The following is a 20503-nucleotide window of genomic DNA, read 5'->3' on the forward strand; positions in this document are numbered from 1 at the left end:
ATGCCGAAGACCGAAAGAGGACTTCTCGTTAGAGGCCGACATGTCTGCTTGAGCCGTGTGCCGTGAAAGTGGCAAGCACGGTTCTGAGGGGGGTCCCGCGCAGCGATGCGCGGGACCTACCCGACCAAGAACGCCGAGGGCGATCTGCACCGGCGCTACACCCTGTGCAGCAGCGGGCACATGCTCGGACTGGACGTGCACGACTGCGCGCAGGCGCGCGTGGACACGTACCTGGACGGGGTCCTGGAAGAGGGCCAGGTCCTCACCGTGGAGCCGGGGCTCTACCTCCAGCCCGACGACGAGACCCTTCCGCCGGAGCTGCGCGGCATCGGCGTCCGCATCGAGGACGACCTGGTCATCACGGCCGAAGGCGCCCGGCTGATGTCGGGCGCCCTGCCCCGCACGGTGGCGGCCGTCGAGGAGTGGATGGGGAACCTGCTGGAAGGCTAGGGAGTGCTTTTCGGGCCCGGACCGGGGTGCATCCCGGTGCGGCGCCCGACTCCGGGATCGGCCGGAGGGGCGCCGGGACCGAGGGGCGCCCGGACCTCGGAGGTGGGGAGCCGGCCGTCAAGAGGCGTCAGTTGTTCCAGTTCCCGTTGTGGTGACCGTCGCTGTAGCCGCTGTCGTGCCAGTTGTTGTCGTTGTTCCAACTATTGCTGTTCCAGCTGTCGTTGTCGTTCCACCGGTCGTGGTTCCAGCTGTTGTTGTGCCGGTTGTCGTGGTTCCAGTTGCTGTTGTCCCAGTTGCTGTTCCAACTGTCGTGGTTCCAGTTGCTGTTGTCCCAGCACCAGCTGGGGCGGTCGTAACCGCGCGAGGAGTCGCAGCAGTGGCGCCACCAGTCGTCCCCGCGCCAGTCGCTCCCGCGCCAGTCGGAACAGCGGTACGTCTGGGGCAGACTCGAGGCAAAGGCGCTGCTGACGGGCATCAGGCCGAGTGTGATCCCGGCGGCTCCTGTCACGGCTGCCGCAATAAACCCACGGCGCATAGTTATGCACCTCCGAGAATGAAGGGCGAATCGCCCCGATATCGGGGCATTTCCACCCTCCACCCTCCCCAGGCCACTGTCAAAGGCAGCCACCCCACCAGCCAAAAGGGCTACGGGAGCACCGCCAACCCGTCCACCTCGATCAGCGCCGCCTCGTCCCACAGCCGGACCACGCCCACGACGGCCATCGCGGGATAGTCCCGGCCCGCCAACCGCCGCCAGATTCGGCCGAGTTCGGGCGCGCAAGCCCGGTAGTCCGCCACGTCCACCGCATAGACGGTCACCCGCGCCAGCTCGGCAGGTGAGCCGCCCGCCCGCGCCAGCGCCGCCAGCAGGTTCGTCAGCGCCCGCTCGAACTGGGCCGGCAGCGTCTCCCCCACCACTTTTCCCGCACCGTCGAGCGCCGTCTGCCCGGCGAGGAACACCAGCCGGCTCCCGGTCGCGACGACGGCGTGCGAGAAGCCCGTCGCCGGGGACAGCTCCTCCGGGTTGATCCGCTCCAGGCTCATGCTTCCCCCGCCTCCCGCATCTCCCGCACCGCCGGTGTTTCCCGCACTTCCCGCGCCTCCCGGTAGAGGTCCTTGGCGATGATGGTGCGCTGCACCTCGCTCGCCCCCTCGTAGATCCGCGGCGCCCGCACCTCCCGGTACAGGTGTTCCAGCAGGTGGCCCCGGCGCAGGGCGACCGCCCCGTGCAGCTGTACCGCGTGATCGACGACGTACTGGGCCGTCTCGGTGGCCAGCAGCTTCGCCATGGCGGCCCGCCTCGGTACCTGCGGCGAGAGCGCGTCCGCGTCGTAGGCCCCCGCCGCCGCGTACACGAGGAGCCGGGCCGCCTCGGTCCGCGTGGCCATCTCGGCCACCCGGTGCGCCACGGCCTGCAGGTCCCCCAGCACCCCGCCGAAGGCGGTACGGGCGGCCGTGTGCGCCACCGTCGCGTCCAGGGCGGCCCTGGCCATCCCGATGGCGAAGGCGCCCACGCTGGGACGGAAGAGGTTCAGGGTGTCCATGGCCACCCGGAAACCCCGGCCCGGCTCCCCCAGCAGGTCGGCCGGTCCCACCGGGACCCCGTCGAAGGCGAGCGCGCCGATCGGGTGCGGGGAGAGCATGTCGAGGGCATCCCCCGACAGCCCCGGCCGGTCCGCCGGAACCAGGAAGGCACTGACCCCCTTGGCTCCGGGGCCTTCGCCGGTGCGGGCGAAGACGGTGTAGAAATCCGCCTCGGGGGCGTTGGAGATCCAGCACTTCTCCCCGCTGAGCCGCCAGCCCCCACCGCCTGCCCCGCCACCTACCCCGCCGTCGGGTACCGCTTCGAGCGCCAGCGCCGCGGCGTCCGACCCGGCCCCCGGCTCGCTCAGCGCGAAGGCCGCCACCGTCCGCCCGGCCCGCACCCCCGGCAGCCAGCGCTCGCGCTGCGCGTCGCTGCCCGCGCGCAGTACCGGGTAGGCACCCAGCCCTTGGAGGGCGAGGGCCGTCTCCGCCTCCGTGCAGCCGTAGGCGAGGGATTCGCGCAGCAGGCACAGCTCCAGCGCGCCGGAGGTGAACACCCGTTCCAGCAGCCCCTCTTCGCCCAGCGCGGCCAGCAGTGGCCGGTTGACCCGCCCCGGCTCCCCCTTCTCCGCGAGCGGGCGCAGCCGCTCCGCCGCCAGCGCGCGCAACCGCGCGCACCACTCCTCCTGGTCCGCCCCGAGCGCGAATCCCGTGAATCGGGTCATCCGAATGCCCCAGCCTCTATCGCGTCCTGTTGACTACCGTCACCATGACGATACGCTCGTGCTGCGTTCGTACGGCAGGCTCCACCAATTCGGCCCGACAGGCCCACGGGTCCAACAGGTCCGACGGCTCCAGTAGGTCCAACAGGTCCAGCCGTTCCACCGGTTCCAGCCGCTCCGCCGGTCCGACCGGTCCCAGCGGTCCCACGAAGTCCATACGGAGGGTCCCTCCCCCACCCGGGGCGCGGACCGTCGCAAGGGGGCGAACCCGCCTTGGAGCTCAAGCCTTCCGCTCATCGAGACACCTTCGCGCGCGACCACCTGCCTCCCGCGCACGCCTGGCCGCGGCTCCTCTTCGAACTCCCCGGACTGGCCTACCCGGACCGGCTCAACTGCGGTGTGGAGCTGCTCGACGCCACCATCGCCCGCCTGGGCCCCGACCGACCCGCCTTCCGCGGCGGGGACGGCACGGTGTGGTCCTACGGGGAGCTGCACGCCCGCGTGGACCGGCTCGCGCACGTCCTCACCGCCGACCTCGGCGTGGTCCCCGGCAACCGCGTGCTCCTGCGCGGCCCCACCGGCCCCTGGCTCGCCGCGTGCTGGCTGGCGGTGATGAAGGCGGGCGCGGTGGCGGTCACCGTACTGGCCCAACAGCGCGCGCAGGAGCTGGCAACGGTGTGCTCGATGGCCCGGGTGAGCCACGCCCTGTGCCATGCGGAGGTGGTGGACGACCTGGTGAAAGCGCAGGTGCCGGGCCTGCGGATCACCGCGTACGGCGGCGAGGCCCCCGACGACCTGCTGCGCCTCGCGCAGGAGCACCCGGAGCCCTTCCTGGCGGTGGACACCTCCGCGGACGACGTGGCGCTGATCGCCTTCACCTCGGGCACCACCGGTCGTCCCAAGGGATGCATGCACTTCCACCGCGATCTCCTGGCGGTGGCCGACACCTTCTCCCGCGAGGTGCTGCGACCCCGCCCCGAGGACGTCTTCGCGGGCAGTCCGCCGCTCGGTTTCACCTTCGGTCTCGGCGGGCTGGTGATCTTCCCCCTGCGGGCCGGCGCCTCGGCGCTGCTGCTGGCGGACGGCTCTCCGCGGCGGCTGCTGCCCGCGCTGGCCGAGCACCGGGTGTCGGTGCTGTTCACCGCGCCCACGGCCTACCGGTCGATGCTGGACACGCTGGGCCCGTACGACACGGGCGCCTACGACCTCTCCGCGCTACGGCGCTGCGTCTCGGCGGGCGAGAACCTGCCCGCCGCGACCTGGCAGGCCTGGTACGAGCGCACGGGCCTGCGGATCATCAACGGGATCGGCGCCACCGAACTTCTGCACATCTTCATCTCGGCTGCCGACGAGGACATCCGGCCCGGCACGACGGGCCGCGTGGTGCCCGGCTGGGAGGCCAGGGTGGTGGACACGGCGGGGCTGCCGGTCGCGGACGAGGTACCGGGACTGCTGGCCGTACGGGGACCGGTGGGCTGCCGCTATCTGGCGGACCCGCGGCAGGGCGAGTACGTACGGGACGGCTGGAACGTCACGGGCGACACCTACATCCGTGACGCGGAGGGCTATTTCCGCTACGTGGCCCGGGCCGACGACATGATCATCTCGGCGGGGTACAACATCGCGGGCCCGGAGGTCGAGGAGGCCCTGCTGCGCCATCCCGACGTACTGGAGGCGGCCGTGATCGGCCGCCCGGACGAGCGGCGCGGGCAGGTCGTGGTCGCGTACATGGTCCCCCGGGAGGGCGCGGTCCTCACCGAGGACGCCCTGCGCACCTTCATGCGGACCGAGCTCGCCCCGCACAAATGCCCGCGCACCTTCGTCTTCCTGCCGGCCCTGCCCCGCACGGCGACGGGAAAGCTGCAACGCTTCCGGCTGCGCGATCAAGGACAGCACTTAGAGTGAAGCCGTGGTCGAACAGCACACCCCGCGATCTCTGATCGTCACGTTCTACGGCGCCTACGGGCGGGCCTTCCCCGGCCCGGTCCCGGTGTCCGCGCTGGTCCGCCTGCTGGGCGCGGCCGGCGTGGACGCTCCGTCCGTCCGCTCGTCGGTGTCCCGGCTGAAGCGGCGCGGCTTCCTGCTGCCCGCGCGGGCCGGGGACCACTCCGCGGGGTACGAGCTCTCCCCGGAGGCGCGCCGGCTCCTGGAGGACGGCGACCGGCGGATCTACGGGGCCGCGCGCCCGGCCGAGTCCCAGGAGTGGCTGCTCGCCGTCTTCTCCGTCCCGGAACAGGAGCGGGCGAAGCGGCACCTGCTGCGCTCCCGGCTCACCGGGCTCGGCTTCGGCGCGGTGGCGCCCGGCGTGTGGATCGCCCCGGCGCAGCTGGACGGGGAGACCCGGCACACCCTGGAGCGGCTGCGTCTGACGGCGTACGTGGAACTCTTCCGCGGCGCGCACCTGGGCTTCGCCCCGACGGGGGAGTCGGTGGCCCGCTGGTGGGACCTGGCGGCGCTGGCCAAGCAGCACGAGGAGTTCCTCGATCTCCACGAGCCTGCCTTGCGCGCCCTGCAGTCCGACGCGGCCGTCCCCACCCCGGAGGCCGCCTACCGCGGCTACCTCCTCGCCCTGGACACCTGGCGCCGGCTCCCGTACGCCGACCCGGGCCTGCCGCGCGAGCTGCTCCCGGCGGACTGGCCGGGAGACCGCTCGGCCGCGGTCTTCGCGGAGCTGCACGAGCGGCTGCGGGACCTGGGGGCGGGGTTCGTGGAGCCGTAGTCCGTAGCCCGTAGCCCGTATTACGGCGATGGGCTGCGGGCGGCGAGCAGCGGCCGGGCCGCACCGGCTCGTCGACGGCCGAAATCCGGCTGCGCGACGGACCGGACGCCGGTCATGATGGCCCATGACTTGGACCTTCACTTCCGACCTGGCGGCCTATCTGGCCGCGGCCGGCCCGGCCCTCGCCGCCGAGCCCGTCACCAACACCGCCCTGCTGACCGCGATCGACGCCCTGGAACGGCGGGGCCCGGACGCCTTCGGCGCGGCCGCTCCCCTCTTCGGCTGGTGGACGGGCGAGGACACGGTCGTCACGGGCACCCTGCTCAGCACCCCGCCGCATCCGCTGCTGGTCGGCGCGCTGCCCGTCGAGGCGGTCCGGGAGCTGGGGACGGCGCTCGCCACCGAGCCGCTGCTCGCCGGGATCGACGCGCTCAACACCCGCCGCGCCGACGCGCCGGCGCTGGCCGCGGCCTGGGGGAAGCCGACCGAGGTCGCCGTGGAGGAGCGCCTGTACCGGCTGGTGGGGCTCCTCGCCCCGGATCCCGCCCCGTCAGGGCGGGCCCGGCGGGCCGGGGAGGACGACCTCTCCCTGCTGTTCGACTGGGTCACCGCCTTCAAGCAGGAGGCCGAGGTGGGCGGATCCGCCTCCGAGAGCGCCCTGCGCGACCGGCTGTCGTACGGCGGGATGCTGCTCTGGGAGGACGAGGGAGCCCCGGTCTCCCTGGCTGGGTTCTTCCGCCCGATCGGCGGGGTGACCCGGATCGGCCCGGTCTACACCCCGCCCGCACTGCGCGGGCGCGGCTACGCCGCCGGGGCCACCTACGCCGCGACCGAGGCGGCGCAGGCGGCCGGAGCCCGGGAGGTGCTCCTCTTCACCGACCTGGCGAACCCCACCAGCAACGGCGTCTACCAGCGCCTGGGCTACACCCCGGTCGAGGACCGCGTCGAGGTGGCTCTGGCATGAGCACCCCCGTGGACGGCGAAGAACCGTCCGAGCCGGTCGAACCCGTCTGGATGCCGGCCGCGAACGTGGTCCTGTGGCGCCGCTACGGCGAGGGCGGACAGACCCGGCGCCCGGGCACGAAGATGTTCAGGGGCGGCGCCAAGGGGATTCCTCGGTGGTCATGGAGCACCTCGCCCGGGAGCTCCGCTCCGACGCCTGGCCCGACGACTGGCCGCATCCGCAGCCCTGCCACTGCCACGAGTGCCTGGCCCTGCGGCCGCATCGGTAGGCGGGGCTACCCCCGCCCCGTAGGCGGCTTGCGGCTGCCGGCCAGGTAGGGGGCGGGCCAGGGGGCGGCCGGGCCGGTGTAGGACTGGTCGGCGGCCGCGTGCAGGGTCCAGTGCGGGTCGTAGAGGTGGGGGCGGCCGAGCGCGCAGAGGTCCGCCCGGCCCGCCAGCAGCAGGGAGTTGACGTCGTCCCAGGAGGAGATCGCGCCGACCGCGATCACCGGGACGTCCACGGCGTTGCGGATCCGGTCGGCGTACGGGGTCTGGTAGGCGCGACCGTACTCGGGGGCTTCATCCGCCACCACCTGGCCCGTCGAGACGTCGATGGCGTCCGCGCCGTGGGCCGCGAAGGCTCCGGCGATGGCCACCGCGTCCTCGGGCGAGGTGCCGCCGGGCGCCCAGTCGGTGGCCGAGAGACGGACCGTCATCGGCCGGTCCGCCGGCCATACGGCGCGGACCGCGTCGAAGACCTCCAGCGGAAAGCGGAGCCGGTTCTCCAGCGGGCCGCCGTAGGCGTCGGTGCGGTGGTTGGCCAGCGGGGAGAGGAAGCCGGAGAGCAGATAGCCGTGCGCGCAGTGCAGTTCCAGCAGGTCGAAGCCGCTTCTCGCGGCCCGGACGGCGGCGGCCGCGAAGTCGGAGCGGACGGCGGCGAGGTCGGCGGTGGTCATGGCGCGCGGGACGGCCGAGGTTCCGGGGCGGTAGGGCAGCGCGGAGGCGGCCGCCAGCGGCCAGTTCCCCTCGGGCAGCGGGGCGTCCATGCCCTCCCACATCACCCGGGTCGAGCCCTTGCGGCCCGAGTGGCCGAGCTGGACGCCGAGGGCGGTTCCGGGCGCCGAGGTGTGCACGAAGTCGGCGATCCGTGCCCAGGCGTCCGCCTGCTCCGGGGTGTAGAGGCCCGTGCAGCGGGGGGTGATCCGGCCCTCGGCGCTGACGCAGACCATCTCCGTCATCACCAGGGCGGCTCCGCCCAGCGCCCGCGCGCCGAGGTGCACCAGGTGGAAGTCCCCCGGCACGCCGCCGCCATCGGCCACCGGGGTGTCCCCTGTCGCCGAAGCCTCCCCCGTCGCCGGAGCCGTCCTCGTTGCCGGGGCCTCCCCCGTTGCCGAAACCTCCCCCGTTGCCGAATACATGTCCATCGGGGACACCACCACCCGGTTGCGCAGCGTCAGCCCCCGCAGGGTGAACGGCGTGAACATAGGCGGGGTTCCCGCCTCCTCCGGGCCCTCGCCGGGGGTGTCGGGGCAGCCGAAGTCGCGTTCCACGGCGCGGGTGAAGCGCGGATCGCGCAGCCGCAGGTTGCCGTGGGTGACCCGCAGGCTGCGCGTGAGGAGGTTGAAGGCGAACTGCCGGGCGGGCTGGCCGACGTACCCGGCGAGCTCCTCGAACCACCGCATGCTGGCGGCCGCCGCCCGCTGGGTGGAGGCCACCGCCGGCCGCCGCGCGGCCTCGTACGCGGCCAGTGCGGCCGGGACGTCCGCCTCGGACTCCACCGCCCGGGCCAGCGCGAGGGCGTCCTCCACCGCCAGTTTGGTGCCGGAGCCGATCGAGAAGTGCGCGGTGTGTGCGGCGTCGCCGATCAGTACCGTGTTGCCGTGCGACCAGCGGGCGTTGGCCACCGTGCGGAACCGCGTCCACACCGAGCCGTTCCCGCGCAGAGGCCGCCCCCGCAGCGCCTCGCCGAAGATCTTCGCGCAGCGCTCCGCAGATTGCGCCTCGTCGCAGAGGTCGAAGCCGGCGTTGTGCCAGACGTCCTCGCGCATTTCGACGATCACGGTCGAGGAGTCCGCCGCGTACGGGTACGCGTGCAGCTGCATGACCCCGTGCCCGGTCTCCGCGATCTCGAAGCGGAAGGCGTCCAGGGCGAAGTCGGCGGCCAGCCAGATGTACCGGCACCGGCCGCCCGTCACCGTGGGCCCGTAGTGCTCCGCCGCGGCCTCCCGGATCCGGCTGTGCACCCCGTCCGCCGCGACCACCAGGTCGTACGAGGCTGCGAGCACGTCCGGTTCGGGCGCCCGGGAGCGGAAGCGGAGCCGGACCCCGAGGCCGGCGCAGCGCTCGTGCAGGATCTCCAGGAGCCGGCGCCGGCCCAGCGCGGCGAACCCGTGGCCGCCGGAGGTCAGCAGCCGGCCCCGGTGCACGATGTCGATGTCGTCCCAGCGGACGAACTCGGCGCTCAGGGCCGCGTAGACCACGGCGTCGGCCGCTTCGATGCCACCGAGCGTCTCGTCTGAGAGGACCACCCCGAAGCCGAAGGTGTCGTCGGGGGCGTTCTTCTCCCACACGTCAACCGCGTGCCCCTGCCGGGCCAGCAGCGCGGCGGCGTACAGCCCGCCCGGTCCCCCGCCGACCACGGCGACGCTCATGCCACCAGCACCGGCACCCGCCATGGACCTACCTGCCCTTCCAGTGGGGCGCCCGCTTCGCGGTGAAGGCCGCGTGGAACTCCCGGTAGTCCTCGCCGTTCATCAGCAGCGCCTGGGTGTTCGCGTCGAGTTCCACCGAGGCGGAGAGGGGCATGTCCAGTTCGGCGGTCAGCAGTGCCTTGGTCTGCGCGTAGGCGAGGGCGGGGCCGGCGGCGAGGTGCGCGGCGAGTTCTGCGGCCCGCGCGGCGGCCCGGCCCTCCTCGGTGACCTCGCTGAGCAGACCGATCCGTTCCGCCTCGGGCGCTCTGACCTGTTCTCCCAGCATCAGCAGCCGGGTGGCGTGCCCGAGCCCGACGACGCGGGGCAGCAGGTAGGCGGCGCCCATGTCCCCGCCGGAGAGGCCGACCCGGGTGAAGAGGAAGGCGAAGCGTGCGGTGGGGTCGGCGATGCGGAAGTCGGCGGCGAGCGCGATGACGGCCCCGGCGCCGGCGGCGACGCCGTGGACGGCGGCGATGACCGGGAAGGGGCATTCGCGCAGGGCTCGCACGACCTGTCCGGTCATCCGGTTGAAGTCGAGGAGCTGGGCGGTGTCCATCGCGAGGGTGGCGCCGATGATCTCGTCGACGTCACCCCCGGAGCAGAAGCCGCGCCCCTCGCCGCCGAGTACCAGGGCGCGTACGGACCGCTCCCTGGACAGTTCGGCGAGCAGGTCGCGCAGGTCGGCGTAGGCGCCGAAAGTGAGCGCGTTGAGCTTCTCGGGGCGGTCGAGGGTGACGGTGGCGACTCCGTCGCGCAGGTCCACCCGGAGGTGGCTCCAGCGTTCGGTCGCGGGCGTGGAACCGAGGAAGGGACTCACCCTCCCGAAGATATCACCGGTTCGTGACCATCGTCAGGGAAGCACGATAACTATGGGCCCCTGCTGGGGCCGGACGCCACACACACCGAAGGTCCCGATCCGGTGTGCCCGACGTCCCCGGCGCTCACGTCGGGGTGCCCTACGGCCGGACATTTCCACTTCGTATCGTTGAAAGCAGGATTTCCGCAGCTTCACCCCGGTCTCACCCCGCCGCATCACCCTGCGACCCCACGGAACGGACGGTCCTGCCTTGCCCGACGCCTCCGCCTGGCGGATAGTCCTGCCGCACACGACTGCGGCCGTACCCATCGCCCGCGCCCTCGTCCGTACGGCCCTCGCCGAAATCGAGGCGCCGGCAGACGGCGACACCGCCGAACTCCTCACGGCCGAACTGGTCGCCAACGCCGTGGAGCACACCCCCGGCGGCGCCCCCATCGAGCTCGTCGTGGAACTGCTCGCGCACGGCTTCCAGGTCGAGGTGCACGACGGGGATCCGCAGCCCCCCGCCGACCTCTCCGCCCCCGGCCCCGACGACCCCCACCCCGACCCCTGGCAGGAGCACGGCCGCGGCCTGCTGCTGATCCGGACCCTGAGCTCGGCCTGCGGCCACCGCGCCACCCCGCACGGCAAGGCCGTGTGGTTCACCCTGCCGTCCCGGCCGGCCCTCTAGGGCGAGCCCCTCCGGCCACCGCATGACTATGCGGTGGCTATGCGGTCGGCTCCGCGAGGGTCGCGACGAGGACGGCCTTGATGGTGTGCAGCCGGTTCTCGGCCTCGTCGAAGACGACGGAGTGCGCGGACTCGAACACCTCGTCCGTCACCTCCAGCGACTCCAGCCCGTGCCGCTCGTGGATCTCCCGGGCCACCTTGGTGCCGAGATCGTGGAACGCCGGCAGGCAGTGCATGAACTTCACGTCCGGGTTCCCGGTGGCGCGCAGCACGTCCATGGTGACGGCGTACGGGCTCAGCGCCTCGATCCGCTCGTCCCAGACCTCCTTGGGCTCCCCCATGGACACCCAGATGTCGGTCACCACGAAATCGGCCTGGCGGACGCCCTCCGCGAGGTCCTCGGTGAGCGAGATCCGGGCGCCGCTGGCGGCAGCCAGCTCGCGCGCCGCGGCCACCACGGGCTCGGCCGGCCAGTAGTGCTTCGGCGCGACGATCCGTACGTCCATGCCCAGCAGCGCGCCGGTCACCAGGTAGGAGTTGCCCATGTTGAAGCGGGCGTCACCGAGGTAGGCGAAGGCGATCCGCTCCAGCGGCTTGGCGCAGTGCTCGGTCATCGTGAGTACGTCGGCCAGCATCTGGGTGGGGTGCCAGTCGTCGGTGAGGCCGTTGAAGACGGGTACGCCGGCGTGGGCGGCGAGCTGTTCGACGGCGTCCTGCGCGTCGCCCCGGTACTCGATGCCGTCGAACATCCGGCCCAGCACCCGTGCGGTGTCCCTGACCGATTCCTTGTGGCCCATCTGGGAGCCGCTGGGGTCCAGATAGGTCGTGTGGGCACCCTGGTCGGCGGCGGCGACCTCGAAGGCGCAGCGCGTGCGCGTGGAGGTCTTCTCGAAGATCAGGGCGATGTTCTTGCCCTGGAGGCGGCGCCGCTCGGTCCCGGCCTTCTTGGCCGCCTTGAGTTCGGCGGCGAGCTCGACCAGGCCGCGGAACTCGGCGGCGGTGAAGTCGAGCTCCTTCAGGAAACTGCGGCCGACGAGATCGGTGGCCATGGGGACTCCAAAGTCACGGTGACGAGATGCTGGAAGTCTATACGATGCTCTGCATTGATATACAGCCCCCGATGAGACCCCGACCGGCACCGCCCCTGAACCGCGCGCTACGTGGCGTCCCGCTCCACCGGACAGCTCATGCAGCGCGGCCCGCCCCGCCCCCGCCCCAGCTCGCTGCCCGGGATCTCGATCACTTCGATGCCCTCCTTGCGCAGGTGGGTGTTGGTCGTGACGTTCCGCTCGTAGGCGACGACCACGCCCGGCTCCACGGCCAGTACGTTGCAGCCGTCGTCCCACTGCTCGCGCTCGGCGGCGTGCACGTCCTGGGTCGCGGTGAGCACCCGGATCGAGTCCAGCCCGAGGGCGGCGGCGATGGCCTTGTGCATGTGCTCCGGCGGATGGTCGGTCACCTTCAGCTCGCTCGCCCCGGCGCCCGGCTCGATCGTGTAGGAACGCAGCATGCCCAGGCCCGCGTACTGGGTGAAGGTGTCCGCGTCGACCATCGTCATCACCGTGTCCAGGTGCATGAACGCCCGCCGCTTCGGCATGTCGAGCGCCACGATCGTCCTCGCCGACCCGGCGGCGAACAGCCCGCGCGCCAGCATCTCCACCGCCTGCGGGGTGGTCCGCTCGCTCATCCCGATGAGTACGGCGCCGTTGCCGATGACCAGGACGTCGCCGCCCTCGATGGTGGAGGGGTAGTCGGCCTGCCCCTGCGACCAGTAGTGGAAGGCCCCGGAGCCGGTGAAGAGCGGGTGGTGCTTGTAGATGGCCTCGAAGTGCACGGTCTCGCGCTGCCGGGCCGGCCACCGCATCGCGTTGATGGACACCCCGTCGTAGATCCAGGCGGAGGTGTCCCGGGTGAAGAGGTGGTTGGGCAGCGGCCCCAGCAGGAAGCCGTCCAGGTCCAGCGCGTGGAAGCGGACCGACACCGGCTCCGCGTGCCGTTCCAGGAACTCCCGCTTGGTCATCCCGCCGATCAGCGCCTCGGCCAGGTCCGCCGAGGACAGCCCCTCGAAAACCGTCCGCAGGTGGCTGGTGGCGAGCGGACCGTACTCCTTTTCGTCGAAGACCCGGTCCAGTACGAGGTGCCTCGCCTCCGGGATGTCCAGGGCCTCGCACAGCAGGTCACCGAAGAGGTGGACCTCCACGCCCCGGTCGCGCAGTACGTCGGCGAAGCCGTCGTGCTCCTGACGGGCCCTGCGCACCCACAGCACGTCGTCGAAGAGCAACGCGTCCTTGTTGCTCGGTGTGAGCCGCTTCAGCTCCAGGTCGGGCCGGTGGAGGATGACGCGGCGAAGCCGCCCGGTCTCGGAATCGACATGGAATCCCATGCCGTACACGTTCGCAGACCGGGCGGCCTTTTGACGCGGCGTCGGCTCAGCGGGTTCGCCCGCCGGATCCGACGGCGGGCCGGGTCCGGCAGGTTCAGCGCAGGCCGAGCAGGGCCTCCGGGGTACCCGTGAGGTCCGGGGCGATCACGCCCAGCGCGGGGGCGGTCACGTTCGGCAGCCCGTAGTTGGACCCGTCGGGCATGCTCAGCGGGGAGCCGAGCAGCAGCCCCGGGGTGCGGGTGCGCACCGTGGTCGCGGGCGCGTCCACCGAGCCCTCGCCGTCCGTCTCGGGCCGGCCCGCCAGGTTCGGCACCGGGGAGGTGACGAGGGTGTTCCCGAGCTCGGTGCCGATCGGCACGGACGGCAGCAGCGGGGTGGGCAGCATGTCGCCCTTGTGGTGCACGGGCACCTCGGGAGCGCCCACCACCGGCACCGGGACACCGGTGGCCAGGTGCGGGACGTCCACGCCGAGCGTGGTGCGCACCGCGTCCAGGGGGACTCCCACCGGCACCGCGTCGGCCATGGCCGGGGTGGCCGCGCCAACCGCAGCCATACAGGTCATGAGTGCCGCAATGCTTCCGCGCGCGGTCATCTTCATAGGTGACGTTCCGTCCTTCCAGGGTCGCGGACATTCCGCTGCCCTGGATGAACGATCCCGCCGGTGGTTTTCCCGGAGTTCTTCGCGAAAGTTCCCCCATACGACCTAATGAACGGCCGTAGGGGGGATCTTCCTTGACGCGTCAGAGCCTCGGGTCCACCGGCTCCGACTCCAGCGCGAGGACGGCGAAGACCGCTTCGTGGACCCGCCACAGCGGCTCCTCGGCCGCCAGCCGGTCCAGGGCCTCCAGCCCGAGCGCGTACTCGCGCAGGGCGAGCGAGCGCTTGTGCCCGAGGTGGCGTCCGCGCAGCCGCTCCAGGTGGTCCGGACGCGTGTACTCGGGACCGTAGATGATCCGCAGGTACTCGCGTCCGCGCACCTTCACCCCCGGCTGCACGAGCCTGCCCTTGCCGTCCTTGGCGTACGCCTGGAGCGGTTTGACGACCATGCCCTCGCCGCCGGCGGCCGTCAGCTCCAGCCACCAGTCGGTGCCGGCCCGTACCGAGGCCTCGTCGGCGGTGTCCACCAGGATCCGGCCGGTGCGGCGCAGCAGCCCGGTTCCGGCGGCCTCGTCGGCGGCGACGAGCCGGTCCAGCCAGAACAGCTGCTCGTCGTGGGGTACGGCGGCCAGCGAGCGGCCGGCCGCCGCCAGCAGCTGGAACGGGGCGAACCGTACGCCGTCCAGCCCGTCGGTGGTCCAGCAGTAGCGCCGGTAGGCCTCGGTGAACTTCGCCGCGTCGGCTGCCCGGCCGCGCTGGCGCTCCAGGAGCTCTCCGGTGTCGATGCCGCGGGCCGCGGCCGCCTCCAGGGCGGCGACGGCGTCCGGGAAGACGGCGCCGGAAGCCGCGCCCACGGCGGCGTACTGGTTGCGCAGCAGGCCGCCGGACTTCAGCGACCAGGGCAGCAGTTCGCCGTCGACGAGCAGCCAGTCGGTGGCCAGCTCCTCCCACAGCCCGGCGTCGGTGACCGCCGCCCGCAGCCGGCCGAGGACCTCCTCGGTGACCGCGGGATCCTTGAAGAAGGGCCGTCCGGTGCGCGTGTACACGGACCCGGTGGGGCCGTCGACCCCGAACCGCTCGCGGGCCGCGGCGGCGTCCTTGCAGATCAGCACGGTGGCGCGGGAGCCCATGTGCTTCTCCTCGCAGACGACCTGGGCCATGCCGTCCTTGCGGTACTGCGCGAAGGCCTCGGCCGGGTGCTCCAGGTAGCCCTCGCTCTGCGAGGTGGCGGTCGGCGCCATGGTCGGCGGCAGGTACGGCACCAGGCGCGGGTCCACGGCGAAGCGGCTCATCACCTCCAGGGCGGCGGCCGCGTTCTCCTCGCGGACGTTCACGTTGCCCAGGTGCCGGGTCTCCACGATCCGGCGGCCCTGCACGTCGGCCAGGTCGAGCGGACGCCCGTCGTTCCCCCCGGGCACCTCGGCGACGAGCGGCTTGACCGGCTCGTACCAGACCTTCTCGGCCGGTACGTCGACCAGTTCGCGCTCGGGCCAGCGCAGGGCGGTCATCTTCCCGCCGAAGACGGCCCCGGTGTCGAGGCAGATGGTGTTGTTGATCCAGGCGGTGTTCGGGACCGGGGTGTGTCCGTAGACCACGACGGCCTTGCCCCGGTAGTCCTCGGCCCACGGGTAGCGCACGGGCAGGCCGAACTCGTCGGTCTCGCCCGTGGTCTCGCCGTACAGGGCGTGCGCGCGCACCCGGCCGGAGGTGCGGCCGTGGTACTTCTCGGGCAGCCCGGCGTGAGCGACCACGAGCTTGCCGCCGTCCAGGACGTAGTGGCTGACCAGGCCCTGGATGAAGGCGCGGACCTCCTGGACGAACTCCTGCGGCTCCCCGGCCAGCTGCTCGACGGTCTCGGCGAGGCCGTGGGTCTGCTGGACCTTGGAGCCCTTGAGATATCGCGCGAGCTTGTTCTCGTGGTTGCCCGGCACGCACAGGGCGTTGCCGGAGCCGACCATGCCCATCACCCGGCGCAGTACGCCGGGGCTGTCCGGGCCGCGGTCGACGAGGTCGCCGACGAACACGGCGGTGCGGCCCCCTGGGTGGGCGCCGTCCTCGTAGCCGAGCTTGGCGAGCAGGGTCTCCAGCTCGGAGGCGCAGCCGTGGATGTCGCCGATGATGTCGAAGGGGCCGGTGAGGTGGGTGAGGTCGTTGAAGCGCTTCTCCAGGACCACCTCGGCCGAGTCGGCCTCCTCGGCCGTGCGCAGCACGTGCACCTTGCGGAAGCCCTCGCGCTCCAGCCCGCGCAGCGAGCGCCGCAGGTCGCGGCGGTGGCGCTGGATGACCGCGCGGGGCAGCTCGGCCCGGTCGGGGCGGACCGCGTTGCGCTCGGCGCAGACCTCTTCGGGCAGGTCGAGGACGATCGCGATGGGCAGGACGTCGTACTCCCGGGCGAGCTGGACCAGCTGCCGGCGGGACTCGGCCTGGACGCTGGTGGCGTCGACCACCGTGAGGCGGCCGGCGGCGAGCCGCTTGCCCGCGATGTAGTGCAGGACCTCGAAGGCGTCCTTGCTGGCGCTCTGGTCGTTCTCGTCGTCGGCGACCAGGCCCCGGCAGTAGTCGGAGGAGATGACCTCGGTGGGCTTGAAGTGCTTGCGGGCGAAAGTGGACTTGCCCGAGCCGGTGGCGCCGATCAGGACGACGAGGGACAGATCGGTGACGGGAAGTACGCGCCTGCTCTCGGTGGTCATGCCGCCTCGCCCTCCTTCGGGGTGTCGGTGGTGGGGGTGGGGGTCGTGGAGGTGGAGGTGGTGCTGGGTTTTCCGGCCGTGTCCGCGGTGCCCGCGGTACCGGTACCGGTGTGGGTGCCGGGCGTCGTCAGGGTGAAGACGGCCATCTGGGTCGGCGGCCCCACCTCGGGGTCGTCGTCCCCGACGGGTGCGTACGCGACCTGGTAGCCGTGCCGGGAGGCGACGTCCGTCGCCCAGGCCCGGAACTCGGCGCGGGTCCACTCGAAGCGGTGGTCGCCGTGCCGGACGTGCCCGGCGGGGAGCGTCTCCCAGCGGACGTTGTACTCGACGTTCGGAGTGGTCACCAGGACCGTACGGGGGCGGGCCGAGCCGAACACCGCGTATTCCAGGGCGGGCAGCCGCTCCGGGTCCAGGTGCTCGATGACCTCGCTGAGCACGGCCGCGTCGTAGCCCACGAGCCGCTTGTCCGTGTAGGCGAGCGAGCCCTGCGTCAGGCGGACGCGGGAGCTCTGCCGCTCCCCCATCCGCTCCAGCCGCAGCCGCTTGGCGGCGAGGTTCAGCGCCCGGATCGACACGTCCACGCCGACGATCTCGGTGTAGGCCGGATCCTTGAGCAGCGCCTGCACCAACTGGCCCTGGCCGCAGCCCAGATCGAGGACGCGGGCGGCGCCGACGGCGCTCAGCGAGGCGAGGATCGCCTCCCGGCGCAGCACCGCGAGCGGTACGGGCCGCTCCTCGGTATCGCTGGACTCGTCGACCGCGTTGTCGAGCTCCTCCACCTCGCTGCCGTCGGCCTCCGCGAGGCGGACCAGCTCCAGGCGCTCCAGTGCGTCCTGGGTCAGCCGCTTGTGGCGGGCCAGGTAGCGGGAGGTGATCAGTCCGCTCTCCGGGTGCTCGGCGAGCCAGCCGTCTCCGGCGCGCAGCAGTTTGTCCACCTCGTCGGGGGCGATCCAGTAGTGCTTGGAGTCGTCGAGGACTGGCAGCAGGACGTACAGGCCGCGCAGCGCGTCGCAGAGCCGCAGCTCGCCCTCCAGGACGAGGCGCACGTACCGGGAGTCGCCCCACTCGGGGAAGGTCTCGTCGAGCACCACCGGGGTGGCCTTGACCGACTCCCAGCCGAGCGGGCCGAACAGACGGTGCACGAGCTCGGCGCCGCCCCGGGCGGGCAGGGCCGGGATCTCGATGCGCAGCGGGCGTATCTCGTCCGGCAGTTCGGGACGGGCCGCACACTGCCCCTTCAGCGCGCTGCGGAACACGCCGCTCAGCGCTACGGCCAGCAGCGAGGAAGCGGCGTAGGGGCGGTCGTTGACGTATTGCGCGAGCGCCGCGTCCGGGGTGCCGCCCTGGCCCTTGCCCTGCCCGCGCCGCACGAGCGTGACGGGATCCACCTCCAGCAGCAGGCCGGCCGTGCACCGCTCGTCCGTGGCTTCGGGGTAGAAGACGTGGGCGGTGCCGTGGGAAGTGGAGAACGCCTGCGTCTTTCCGGGGTGCTTGTGCAGCAGGAAGCCCAGGTCGGTGGCGGGACGCCCGGCCGTGCCGGTGGTGGAGATCGTCAGGAACATGCACCCGAGTATGTGCGGGTGCCGCGCGCCGGGCCAACGTGTTTTGTTCGACCGGGTGCTTCGGCCTCCGTGGCGGACGAAAGACCGTCCGGATCGGGGGCCGCAAGGGTGAATACGTTTCCATCATGACAGGTCAGAGGCGGTTTTCGTAGGACCGAGAGCACAGCCGATCTCCCTTGTCCGGGGACCTGAGCGGCTTTCAGAATCGTCCTCATGAATCCCACGGAGAACATCAATCACGACGCCGTGCTGCGAGCCCGGGTGGCCCTCCTCGGATCGGGCACGCTGCCGGTCCGGGAGCGGGTCGCCGCCTGTCGCGTCCTCGTCCATGTGAGTCCGTTGGCCTATCTGCCCCTGCTGGCCGTCGCGTTGTTCGCGTACAGCCGTCAGGAGTTCGCCCACCGGCCCGCGATCGCACTCGCCCTGCGCGCCGAGTCCGTCGCCGCCGCACGCCGGATGTGCGCGCTGGAGCCCGAACGGAGCCAACTGCTCCTCACCGCGCTGGTGCACTACCGCGAACAGCTGCTCCTCGCGGAGAGTCCCGAGGAACTGGCGGTCGTGGAGGCGGAGATGGCCGCGCTCGTGGCCTCGGGCGGCGGGTTGCCGGGCGTGCGCTGGGACCTCAGCGGAGCGTAGCGGCCAGTTCCCCGATGCGGTCGGGGCCGATGCGGCAGCAGCCGCCGACGAGACGGGCCCCGGCCCGCTGCCAGGCGGCCGTGGGCCAGGGGACGGGCACGGCCGGGGCCCGCCAGGTCCGGGTCGCGGCCTCCCACACCGAGCCGTCGTTGGGGTAGGCGAGCAGCGGCTTGCCGGTGACTCCCGCCGCCGCTTCCAGGGCGGGCAGTACCTCGGCGGGGTCGCAGCAGTTCACCCCGACGGCGATGACCTGTGGGGAGTCGGCGGCGAGGGCGAAGGCCTCGGACAGGGGCTGCCCCGCCCGGGTGCGGCCGCCCGCCACGGTGTAGCCGATCCAGGCCTTGGCACCGGTCTCGGCGAGCACGGTGAGCAGGGCCTCGGCCTCGGTGGTGTCCGGGACGGTCTCCAGGGCCAGGACGTCGGGGCCCTCGGCCAGCAGCGCCGCGATCCGGGGCCGGTGGAAGTCGGCCAGCTCGCGCACGCTCAGGCCGTACCGGCCCCGGTACTCGGAACCGTCGGCCAGCGCCGCCCCGTACGGGCCCACGGACGCGGCGACCCACACCCCGTGCTCCGCCGCCCGGGCCACCGCGTCGGCCAGCCGTACGCTGCGCCGCAGCAGGGTCGTCGTGCGTGTCTCGTCGTAGCCTCGCCGGGCGAAGGCGGCGTACCCCACCTGGTAGCTCGCGGTGATCAGCACCTCGGCGCCGGCCCGGGCGTAGGCGGTGTGGGCGGCCCTCACCTGCTCCGGCTGCTCGGCGAGGACCTGGCCCGTCCAGAGGCCGCCGGTCAGATCGCAGCCCTGGTCGGCGAGCTGGTTGCTCAGCCCGCCGTCGAGGAGCACGGCCCGCCCGGCGGGGCCGGCCAGGGCTGCGGCGAGCGGGCGGGACGCGCGGGGCACGGTCGCCGGTCCCGTCAGCCGAGCTGGGACTGCACCTGGGCGGAGATCAGCTCCAGGTGGTCCAGATCGGCGAGGTCGAGCAGCTGGAGGTAGAGGCGGGAGGAGCCGACGGCCCCGTAGGCGCCGATCCGGTCCACCACCTCTGCCGGGGAGCCGGCCAGGCCGTTGGCCTTCAGCTCGGCGACGTCCCGGCCGATGGCGGCGGCCCGCCGGGCCACCTCGGCGTCGTCCTTGCCCACGCATACGACGAGGGCGTTGGAGTAGACGAGGTCGCCGGGCTTGCGGCCGGCCTTCTCGGCGGCCGCGCGGACCCGGCCGAACTGCCGCTCGCTGTCGGCGATCGAGGCGAAGGGCATGTTGAACTCATCGGCGTACCGGGCGGCGAGGCGCGGGGTGCGCTTCGCGCCGTGGCCGCCGATCAGGACCGGGATCCGGTCCTGGGCCGGCTTGGGCAGCGCCGGGGAGTTCTCCACCTGGTAGTGGACGCCCGCGTAGTCGAAGGTGGCGCCGGGCTCGGTGGCCCACAGGCCGGTGACGATCGCCAGCTGCTCCTCCAGCCGGGCGAGGCGCTCGGCCGGGAAGGGAATGCCGTACGCCTTGTGCTCCTCCTCGAACCAGCCTGCCCCCAGGCCGAGTTCGATCCGCCCGCCCGACATCTGGTCGACCTGCGCGACCTGGATGGCGAGCACGCCGGGGAGCCGGAAGGTGCCGGCCGTCATCAGCGTGCCCAGCCGGATCCGCTTGGTCTCACGGGCCAGCCCGGCCAGGGTGATCCAGGCGTCGGTGGGTCCGGGCAGACCGTCGGCCGCCCCCATGGGCAGGTAGTGGTCCGAACGGAAGAAGGCATCGAAGCCGAGGTCCTCGGTGGCCTTGGCGACTCTCAGGAGGGTGTCGTAGCTCGCGCCCTGCTGGGGCTCGGTGAAGATACGGAGATCCATGTCTCCATCCTGCCCTTTCGACCGTTCCTAGTAGGACTCCGTTAGGTGTGGTCTGGTCTTGTGCGTTCGCGCTGGTGGCGGGGTTTGGGTAGGGGTCGGTGGCAGGTGGTGCAGACGCCGGTCCAGCGGTTCAGCAGGATCTGGATGGTGTCCAGGACCTGGTAGAGCGTCAGGCCGGCGTGAGTGCTTTTGGGTGGAGCCGGTGCTGGGTGAGGAAGGCGTGGGCGGCGGTGACCAGGGTGACGTGGTGGTGCCAGCCGTGCCAG

The 20503-nt window shown here is 72.4% G+C and carries 17 protein-coding genes and 1 pseudogene; 6 read left to right on the forward strand and 12 right to left on the reverse strand.

Annotation, left to right across the window (positions count from 1 at the left end):
- Positions 1 to 135: 135 nt before the first annotated feature.
- Positions 136 to 450: pseudogene (locus tag OTB20_RS39710) on the forward strand (M24 family metallopeptidase); the annotation flags it as partial.
- Between the two features lie 127 nt (positions 451 to 577).
- On the opposite strand, the gene OTB20_RS39715 reads toward OTB20_RS39710, so the two are convergent.
- The 3 genes from OTB20_RS39715 to OTB20_RS39725 all read right to left on the reverse strand — a co-directional run bounded on the left by OTB20_RS39715 (position 578) and on the right by OTB20_RS39725 (position 2699).
- Positions 578 to 925, reverse strand: coding sequence for a hypothetical protein (locus OTB20_RS39715; protein ID WP_267824788.1), 348 nt, complete (start codon positions 923 to 925; stop codon positions 578 to 580).
- Between the two features lie 170 nt (positions 926 to 1095).
- The gene (locus OTB20_RS39720; RefSeq protein ID WP_267752774.1) at positions 1096 to 1494 is read right to left on the reverse strand and encodes a RidA family protein; all 399 of its coding nucleotides are present in this window, start codon (positions 1492 to 1494) and stop codon (positions 1096 to 1098) included.
- Entirely contained in the window at positions 1491 to 2699 is a 1209-nt protein-coding gene (locus tag OTB20_RS39725) for an acyl-CoA dehydrogenase family protein (RefSeq protein WP_267824789.1), read from the reverse strand. The genes OTB20_RS39720 and OTB20_RS39725 overlap by 4 nt, the downstream gene beginning before the upstream one ends.
- 270 nt (positions 2700 to 2969) lie before the next feature.
- Here OTB20_RS39725 and OTB20_RS39730 point away from each other — a divergent pair, with 270 nt between their 5' ends.
- The 3 genes from OTB20_RS39730 to OTB20_RS39740 all read left to right on the forward strand — a co-directional run bounded on the left by OTB20_RS39730 (position 2970) and on the right by OTB20_RS39740 (position 6379).
- Positions 2970 to 4601: an AMP-binding protein gene (locus tag OTB20_RS39730; protein ID WP_267824790.1), complete on the forward strand. Its 1632-nt coding sequence runs from the start codon at positions 2970 to 2972 to the stop codon at positions 4599 to 4601.
- 4 nt (positions 4602 to 4605) lie between these two features.
- Positions 4606 to 5415 carry a PaaX family transcriptional regulator C-terminal domain-containing protein gene (locus OTB20_RS39735; protein ID WP_267824791.1) on the forward strand — a complete coding sequence of 270 codons (810 nt, stop codon included), beginning with the start codon at positions 4606 to 4608 and terminating at the stop codon, positions 5413 to 5415.
- A 124-nt stretch (positions 5416 to 5539) separates the two neighbouring features.
- A complete protein-coding gene (locus OTB20_RS39740; RefSeq protein WP_267824792.1) occupies positions 5540 to 6379 on the forward strand; it encodes a GNAT family N-acetyltransferase in 840 nt (279 codons plus the stop codon).
- 274 nt (positions 6380 to 6653) lie between these two features.
- Here OTB20_RS39740 and OTB20_RS39745 read toward each other — a convergent pair whose 3' ends face one another.
- Positions 6654 to 9008 carry an FAD-dependent monooxygenase gene (locus OTB20_RS39745; protein ID WP_420716596.1) on the reverse strand — a complete coding sequence of 785 codons (2355 nt, stop codon included), beginning with the start codon at positions 9006 to 9008 and terminating at the stop codon, positions 6654 to 6656.
- 28 nt (positions 9009 to 9036) lie between these two features.
- A complete protein-coding gene (locus OTB20_RS39750; protein ID WP_267824794.1) occupies positions 9037 to 9864 on the reverse strand; it encodes an enoyl-CoA hydratase family protein in 828 nt (275 codons plus the stop codon).
- Positions 9865 to 10114: 250 nt separating this feature from the next.
- Between OTB20_RS39750 and OTB20_RS39755 the strand changes: the two genes are divergently transcribed.
- On the forward strand, positions 10115 to 10534 hold the full coding sequence (locus OTB20_RS39755; protein WP_267824795.1) for an ATP-binding protein: 420 nt from the start codon (positions 10115 to 10117) through the stop codon (positions 10532 to 10534).
- A gap of 37 nt (positions 10535 to 10571) precedes the next feature.
- Here OTB20_RS39755 and argF read toward each other — a convergent pair whose 3' ends face one another.
- From argF to OTB20_RS39780, 5 genes are all read right to left on the reverse strand, one after another.
- Positions 10572 to 11582, reverse strand: a complete 1011-nt coding sequence (gene argF / locus OTB20_RS39760; protein WP_267824796.1) for an ornithine carbamoyltransferase — start codon at positions 11580 to 11582, stop codon at positions 10572 to 10574.
- 107 nt (positions 11583 to 11689) lie between these two features.
- On the reverse strand, positions 11690 to 12916 hold the full coding sequence (locus tag OTB20_RS39765) for an arginine deiminase (RefSeq protein WP_267824797.1): 1227 nt from the start codon (positions 12914 to 12916) through the stop codon (positions 11690 to 11692).
- 94 nt (positions 12917 to 13010) lie between these two features.
- The gene (locus OTB20_RS39770) at positions 13011 to 13469 is read right to left on the reverse strand and encodes a hypothetical protein (protein ID WP_267824798.1); all 459 of its coding nucleotides are present in this window, start codon (positions 13467 to 13469) and stop codon (positions 13011 to 13013) included.
- Positions 13470 to 13656: 187 nt separating this feature from the next.
- On the reverse strand, positions 13657 to 16203 hold the full coding sequence (locus OTB20_RS39775) for a polynucleotide kinase-phosphatase (RefSeq protein ID WP_267824799.1): 2547 nt from the start codon (positions 16201 to 16203) through the stop codon (positions 13657 to 13659).
- The gene (locus OTB20_RS39780; RefSeq protein WP_267824800.1) at positions 16200 to 17765 is read right to left on the reverse strand and encodes a 3' terminal RNA ribose 2'-O-methyltransferase Hen1; all 1566 of its coding nucleotides are present in this window, start codon (positions 17763 to 17765) and stop codon (positions 16200 to 16202) included. Before OTB20_RS39780 ends, OTB20_RS39775 begins: the two co-directional genes overlap by 4 nt.
- Positions 17766 to 17978: 213 nt before the next feature.
- Between OTB20_RS39780 and OTB20_RS39785 the strand changes: the two genes are divergently transcribed.
- Positions 17979 to 18401: a hypothetical protein gene (locus tag OTB20_RS39785; protein ID WP_267824801.1), complete on the forward strand. Its 423-nt coding sequence runs from the start codon at positions 17979 to 17981 to the stop codon at positions 18399 to 18401.
- Here the strand turns inward: OTB20_RS39785 and mmuM are convergent.
- Positions 18388 to 19299: a homocysteine S-methyltransferase gene (gene mmuM, locus OTB20_RS39790; protein WP_267824802.1), complete on the reverse strand. Its 912-nt coding sequence runs from the start codon at positions 19297 to 19299 to the stop codon at positions 18388 to 18390. The genes OTB20_RS39785 and mmuM overlap by 14 nt on opposite strands.
- A gap of 14 nt (positions 19300 to 19313) precedes the next feature.
- Positions 19314 to 20237, reverse strand: a complete 924-nt coding sequence (locus OTB20_RS39795) for an LLM class F420-dependent oxidoreductase (RefSeq protein WP_267824803.1) — start codon at positions 20235 to 20237, stop codon at positions 19314 to 19316.
- Positions 20238 to 20503: the final 266 nt, after the last annotated feature.

The organism is Streptomyces sp. H27-H1, from assembly GCF_026627445.1.
Taxonomy (GTDB): domain Bacteria; phylum Actinomycetota; class Actinomycetes; order Streptomycetales; family Streptomycetaceae; genus Streptomyces.